Raw genomic sequence first — 5522 nt, 5'->3', positions numbered from 1 at the left:
AACAATAAAAGAGCTACATAGCTACGAAGTGCCGGAGATTCAGGTTGTAGAAGTTTCAACCGGTAATTTGGCGTATTTTAATTGGATGGACGAGGTACTGAATTAATGCGTTTTTTCTTTTTATTGTTGGTTACATTATTAACTGTACCCGTAAAGGCTGCGACTAATAATGTGCTTGGTGATCTACTTGGGCCTCCGCAACAGACTTTTTTACCTGTAGACCAAGCGTTTGTTTTTGATTTTGACCAGCAAGGCAGTACCTTGTTTGTAGGTTGGGATATAGCGCCAGACTATTATTTATATAAAAAGAAAATAGAAATTATCGCCAAAGGTGCAAACATTCAAGTAGGCGATTCTGGCCGTGGCGAAATTATTGAAGATGAATTTTTTGGTAAAACAGAGGTTTTTTTTAATTCCGCGAGTGTTATTAGTAAGCTAAGTAATGTAACCGAAGGCGCTGTGGTTAAAGTTCGTTACCAAGGCTGTGCAAAAGCAGGGCTTTGCTATCCACCAGAAGTAATCAGCATCCCACTTAGTGTTATTAGTGGTGCACAGGTTAAAAATGTAGACCAAAATAACACTACAGATGAAGCAGCAACTGCGCAAAGCACATTTGCAGCACTCAACGAGCCAGCTACTGAACCTACAACAAATTCGGATGATACCGAAAAAGAACTTACTTTTACTGAACAGTTAGCAAGTCAGGGCTTAATAACTAATTTACTTATATTTTTTGTTGTTGGTGTAGGCCTTGCTTTTACGCCTTGCGTATTTCCAATGTTTCCTATTTTGTCGAGCTTAATTGCGGGTCAGCAAAACCTTTCAACTAAAAAAGCGTTTGCGTTGTCGTTTGTATATATACAAGGCATGGCAGTTACCTATGCAGCGCTTGGTTTAGTTGTTGCGGCGCTTGGTGGGCAAGTGCAGGGGTATTTACAGCATCCATTTGTATTAGTTAGCTTTAGTTTACTATTTGTATTATTGGCTATGTCGATGTTTGGTTGGTACGAAATAAAACTGCCAAGCAGTATGATGAGCAAGCTAACTCAGGTAAGTAACAATCAAAAAGGCGGCAACTACGTTGGCGTATTTTTAATGGGCGTACTGTCGGGGCTAATTGCATCACCATGTACTACAGCGCCACTGTCGGCGGCACTCTTATTTGTTGCGCAAAGTGGTGATTACTTAGTAGGTGGTTTAACACTATACGTGCTTAGTTTAGGTATGGGGTTACCACTTTTATTACTTGGTACATCTGGCGGTAAATTGCTGCCTAAAGCAGGTGGTTGGATGGAGCAAGTTAAAACCTTGTTTGGTTTTGTGATGCTCGTTGTGCCGCTTATATTACTTGAGCGACTAGTAAGCGCCGACATTATATTATTAATGGCAGGTGTGCTTGCATTAGCAACAGCACTGTACCTACATCACTGGCAAAGTAGCCAAACACAAAGCAAGTTAAAAACTGCATTATGGTTTGCTGCAACGCTATTAGTTATGACAGGGTTTACGTTAACTAAAAACTACTTTTGGCCAGTACAAGCTGTGCAAGTAAGCTCACAAAGTAATGAGTTTAAAAAGGTGGCGGATTTAGCTGAGCTAAAAGAGGCCGTAGCGCAAGCGAGTAATGAAGGTCGAATGGTTATGGTCGACTTATATGCTGACTGGTGTGTGGCGTGTAAAGAGTTTGAGCATTACACGTTTCCAGATGCCAAAGTGCAAAGTGAATTTAGCCATTATCAGCTAATTCAAGTTGATTTAACAAACAGTGACAATAAAACAATTGAGTTAATGGAAGAGTACACCGTGTTTGGTTTACCTAGTATTTTGTTTTTTAACACCCAAGGTAAAGAGCTAACTACACAACGTGTAACCGGCTTTTTAAACGCAGAAGATTTTGCTAAACACCTTGCTACAGTGCGCGCCAGCGCACAATAATAGTGCAATAGAGCCACTTGGATATACCAAGTGGCTTACGACTCCCTCCTAGTTCTTCGTTCCCAAAATAGAGATTGGACCAGTATTTTGCTGCTATTTACATCGAAATCACTATAATAGTTGGTTAACGTGAGAATTTGTTGCTACATTACTTTTTTCTGCTTACTTAAAAGCGAAAAACTACTTAGCAACCGCTTAACTCATTACTTATAGGATATATCGCGTATTATGGCTGCAAAATTTAACCTTTTAGTTATAAATGGTCCAAATTTGAACATGCTTGGCAAGCGTGAACCGGATAAATACGGTTTTCAAACGCTAAGTGAAATTATGAGCGAACTAACCAGTGCCGCTGATAGTCTAGATGTTGAGTTAGCACATTTTCAAAGTAATAGTGAGCAAGCCCTCATTGAGCGAATACACAGTGCTTGGCAAGCGGTTGATTACATAATAATTAACCCTGCTGCATTTACGCATACAAGCGTTGCATTACGTGATGCATTGCTAAGTGTTGATATTCCGTTTTTTGAAGTGCACTTAAGTAATGTGCACGCACGTGAAGCCTTTCGTCATCATTCGTATTTTTCTGATGTGGCACAAGGCGTGATATGTGGATTAGGTGCAATGGGTTACCACGCAGCATTAAATGCCGCTGTGAGCCGGTTGAAAAACTCGATTTAATTTTAAATTAACACACAAACAAACAGGCGGGTCGTGTAATGGATATTCGCAAGATAAAGAAGCTTATCGAATTAGTAGAAGAATCAGGTATTGCTGAGCTAGAAATCACTGAAGGTGAAGAATCAGTACGTATTAACCGTAACAACATGAGCGCAGGCCCTGGTTACCCGCAATTTGCTCCACAGCAATATGCACCGGCGCCAGCAGCCCCTGCTCCAGTTGCAGCAGCTCCTGTAGCAGTTGAAGCAGCAGCTCCAGCAGAACCTACTGGCCATCAAGTTAAATCACCAATGGTTGGATCTTTCTATGCAGCAGCGTCTCCTGAAGCTCCAGCGTATGTAGAAGTTGGTCAGCAAGTTAAAGTTGGCGATACGCTTTGTATTATCGAAGCTATGAAAATGATGAACCAAATTGAGTCAGATAAAGCCGGTACAGTAAGAGCTATCTTAGCTGAAAATGGCGAGCCAATAGAATTTGATCAACCTCTATTCATCATTGAATAATAGCGTAACCTAAAAGGCCAACTCTAATGTTAGATAAAGTAGTCATTGCAAACCGAGGTGAAATTGCACTTCGTATATTGCGCGCCTGCAAAGAGCTTGGGATCAAAACGGTTGCTGTGCATTCAACGGCGGATCGCGATCTTAAGCATGTATTGCTTGCAGATGAAACCATCTGTATTGGTAGACCATCAGCAACTGAAAGTTATTTAGATATCCCGCGCATTATTGCTGCGGCTGAAATAACTGACGCTGTAGCGATTCATCCAGGTTACGGTTTCCTTGCAGAAAACGCTGATTTTGCCGACCAAGTTGAGCAAAGTGGTTTTGTATTTATTGGTCCAAAAGGTGACACTATTCGCCTTATGGGTGATAAAGTTTCTGCTATTTCAGCAATGCGTAAAGCAGGCGTTCCATGTGTACCAGGGTCTGATGGTCCGGTATCAGATGATAAAGAACGTAACATGCAAATCGCCAAACGAATCGGTTACCCGGTAATCATCAAAGCCGCTGGTGGCGGTGGTGGTCGTGGTATGCGTGTTGTTCGTAGCGAATCTGAACTTATTGATTCAATTGCATTAACACAGCAAGAAGCTAAGCAGTTCTTTGGTAATAGCATGGTTTACATGGAGAAATTCCTTGAAAACCCACGCCATATCGAAGTTCAAGTATTAGCAGATGGCCAAGGTAATGCAGTACATTTAGGTGAACGCGATTGTTCTATGCAACGTCGTCACCAAAAAGTAGTTGAAGAAGCACCAGCGCCAGGTATTACTGCAGAAACACGTAAATTTATTGGTGAACGCTGTACACGTGCATGTATCGAAATCGGTTACCGCGGTGCAGGTACGTTTGAGTTTTTATACGAAAACGGCGAGTTTTACTTCATCGAAATGAATACACGTATTCAGGTTGAACACCCTGTAACTGAAATGGTTACTGGTATTGATTTAATCAAAGAGCAGTTAAAAATTGCTGCGGGTCAACCATTATCATTCACGCAAGACGACGTTGTTATTCGTGGTCATGCTATTGAGTGTCGTATTAATGCTGAAGACCCTGAAACGTTTATCCCTTCACCGGGTAAAATTACACGTTTCCATCCTGCTGGTGGCTTAGGTATTCGTTGGGACAGCCATATTTACGCTGACTATACGGTTCCACCACATTACGATTCAATGATTGGTAAGTTAATCACTTACGGTGAAAACCGTGACGTAGCTATTGCCCGCGCGCGCAATGCACTTAACGAGCTAGTAATTGACGGAATTAAAACTAATACTCCTTTGCATAAGAGAATTCTTGCAGATGAAAACTTCCAAAATGGTGGTACTAACATCCACTATCTTGAGAAGAAATTAGGATTGTAATTCTAGCCTGTAAAAAGGCGTTTTATCTTAGTTAATAACCCGAGTTATTAAGCTGATTTAAATAATTGAAAATCCGATATCAGGAGACTGATATCGGATTTTTTAATGCCTGTAATTTAAGTTTTATAGGCAATAAAAAAGTCCATAAAATATACTGCAAAGAGTAAATTCGATGGACTCAATATTTATATAATATGTTGAACTAACATTACACTAATTTAGATTCAATTAACTGTAGTGCTTCTTCTAAAATTGTTTCTACTGCTTTTTTAGCGCGCTCAGGATCGCGTGACTTTATAGTCTCTAAAATATCAGCGTGCTTAGCAACATCTGCGCCCGGTACACCTTTAATGTGGTTTGTATAACGAATACTTACTCTAAGAGCTGTACTAATAAACTCAGTTAACTGCACAAAAAAGCGATTGTTACTGGCCACTAATATGCTGGTATGAAAAGCAATGTCGGCTTCTAATGGGTCGTCTAAGCCTTCGTCTGCTTCAGCCATACGGGCTAAGGCACTATCTATATCAGCGAGTTGTTCAGCAGTTGCATTTAGTGCTGCAAGAGCGGCCGCTTGTGGTTCAAGGGCTACGCGTACTTGAGTAAACTCTTTTAATAACGACAGTGATGGCTTACTGCTTAAAATCCAACGTAGTACGTCGGTATCAAACATGTTCCAGCTACTTTCAGGTAATACACGAATACCTTGCTTAGGACGCGATGAAATTAACCCTTTAGCAGAGAGCATTTTTACCGCTTCGCGGGTAGCGCTGCGACTTACATCATACTTTATACATAAATCGGCTTCAGAAGGCAGGCCTTCGCTTACAGGGTAAACACCACGCACAATAGCAAAACCCAAATCGTGGGTTAATTGTTGTGTTAAATTTTGACGGGGTTGGCTTTTCATTGCGCAGGATTCCGAGTTGATATATTGCTTTATTATATATCATATATCATATTAATGTACTCAAGGATATGATATAAACTTTTAATTAGCTAAATATTTTAACACAGCAATAACGACTTAGTTTGG

The 5522-nt window shown here is 40.6% G+C and carries 6 protein-coding genes; 5 read left to right on the top strand and 1 reads right to left on the bottom strand.

Annotation, left to right across the window (positions count from 1 at the left end):
- The 5 genes from cutA to accC form a co-directional block, all read left to right on the top strand.
- A partial coding sequence (cutA, locus tag H5072_RS10675; RefSeq protein ID WP_182693509.1) for a divalent cation tolerance protein CutA occupies positions 1 to 106 on the top strand: 106 nt, incomplete at its 5' end.
- Positions 106 to 1935, top strand: a complete 1830-nt coding sequence (locus H5072_RS10670; RefSeq protein ID WP_024606504.1) for a protein-disulfide reductase DsbD — start codon at positions 106 to 108, stop codon at positions 1933 to 1935. The genes cutA and H5072_RS10670, both read left to right, overlap by 1 nt.
- 228 nt (positions 1936 to 2163) lie before the next feature.
- Positions 2164 to 2616, top strand: a complete 453-nt coding sequence (gene aroQ / locus H5072_RS10665) for a type II 3-dehydroquinate dehydratase (protein WP_002958841.1) — start codon at positions 2164 to 2166, stop codon at positions 2614 to 2616.
- 38 nt (positions 2617 to 2654) lie between these two features.
- A complete protein-coding gene (accB, locus tag H5072_RS10660) occupies positions 2655 to 3119 on the top strand; it encodes an acetyl-CoA carboxylase biotin carboxyl carrier protein (protein WP_002958842.1) in 465 nt (154 codons plus the stop codon).
- A gap of 26 nt (positions 3120 to 3145) precedes the next feature.
- The gene (gene accC / locus H5072_RS10655; protein ID WP_002958843.1) at positions 3146 to 4486 is read left to right on the top strand and encodes an acetyl-CoA carboxylase biotin carboxylase subunit; all 1341 of its coding nucleotides are present in this window, start codon (positions 3146 to 3148) and stop codon (positions 4484 to 4486) included.
- Between the two features lie 208 nt (positions 4487 to 4694).
- Here the strand turns inward: accC and H5072_RS10650 are convergent, their stop codons facing one another.
- Positions 4695 to 5396, bottom strand: coding sequence for a FadR/GntR family transcriptional regulator (locus tag H5072_RS10650; RefSeq protein ID WP_024596672.1), 702 nt, complete (start codon positions 5394 to 5396; stop codon positions 4695 to 4697).
- Positions 5397 to 5522 lie beyond the last annotated feature (126 nt).

The sequence above is a fragment of the Pseudoalteromonas sp. SR45-5 genome (assembly GCF_014163565.1).
In the GTDB taxonomy this organism is placed as follows: domain Bacteria; phylum Pseudomonadota; class Gammaproteobacteria; order Enterobacterales; family Alteromonadaceae; genus Pseudoalteromonas; species Pseudoalteromonas distincta.
Note: the sequence above shows the minus strand (reverse complement) of the source record. Positions and strands in the feature narration are given on the sequence as shown.

Excerpts from the sequence above, each read along its gene's own strand:
- H5072_RS10670 (WP_024606504.1), top strand. The coding sequence starts at position 106 with ATGCGTTTTTTCTTTTTATTGTTGGTTACATTATTAACTGTACCCGTA.
- accC (WP_002958843.1), top strand. The coding sequence starts at position 3,146 with ATGTTAGATAAAGTAGTCATTGCAAACCGAGGTGAAATTGCACTTCGT.
- H5072_RS10650 (WP_024596672.1), bottom strand. The coding sequence starts at position 5,396 with ATGAAAAGCCAACCCCGTCAAAATTTAACACAACAATTAACCCACGAT.
- accB (WP_002958842.1), top strand. The coding sequence starts at position 2,655 with ATGGATATTCGCAAGATAAAGAAGCTTATCGAATTAGTAGAAGAATCA.
- aroQ (WP_002958841.1), top strand. The coding sequence starts at position 2,164 with ATGGCTGCAAAATTTAACCTTTTAGTTATAAATGGTCCAAATTTGAAC.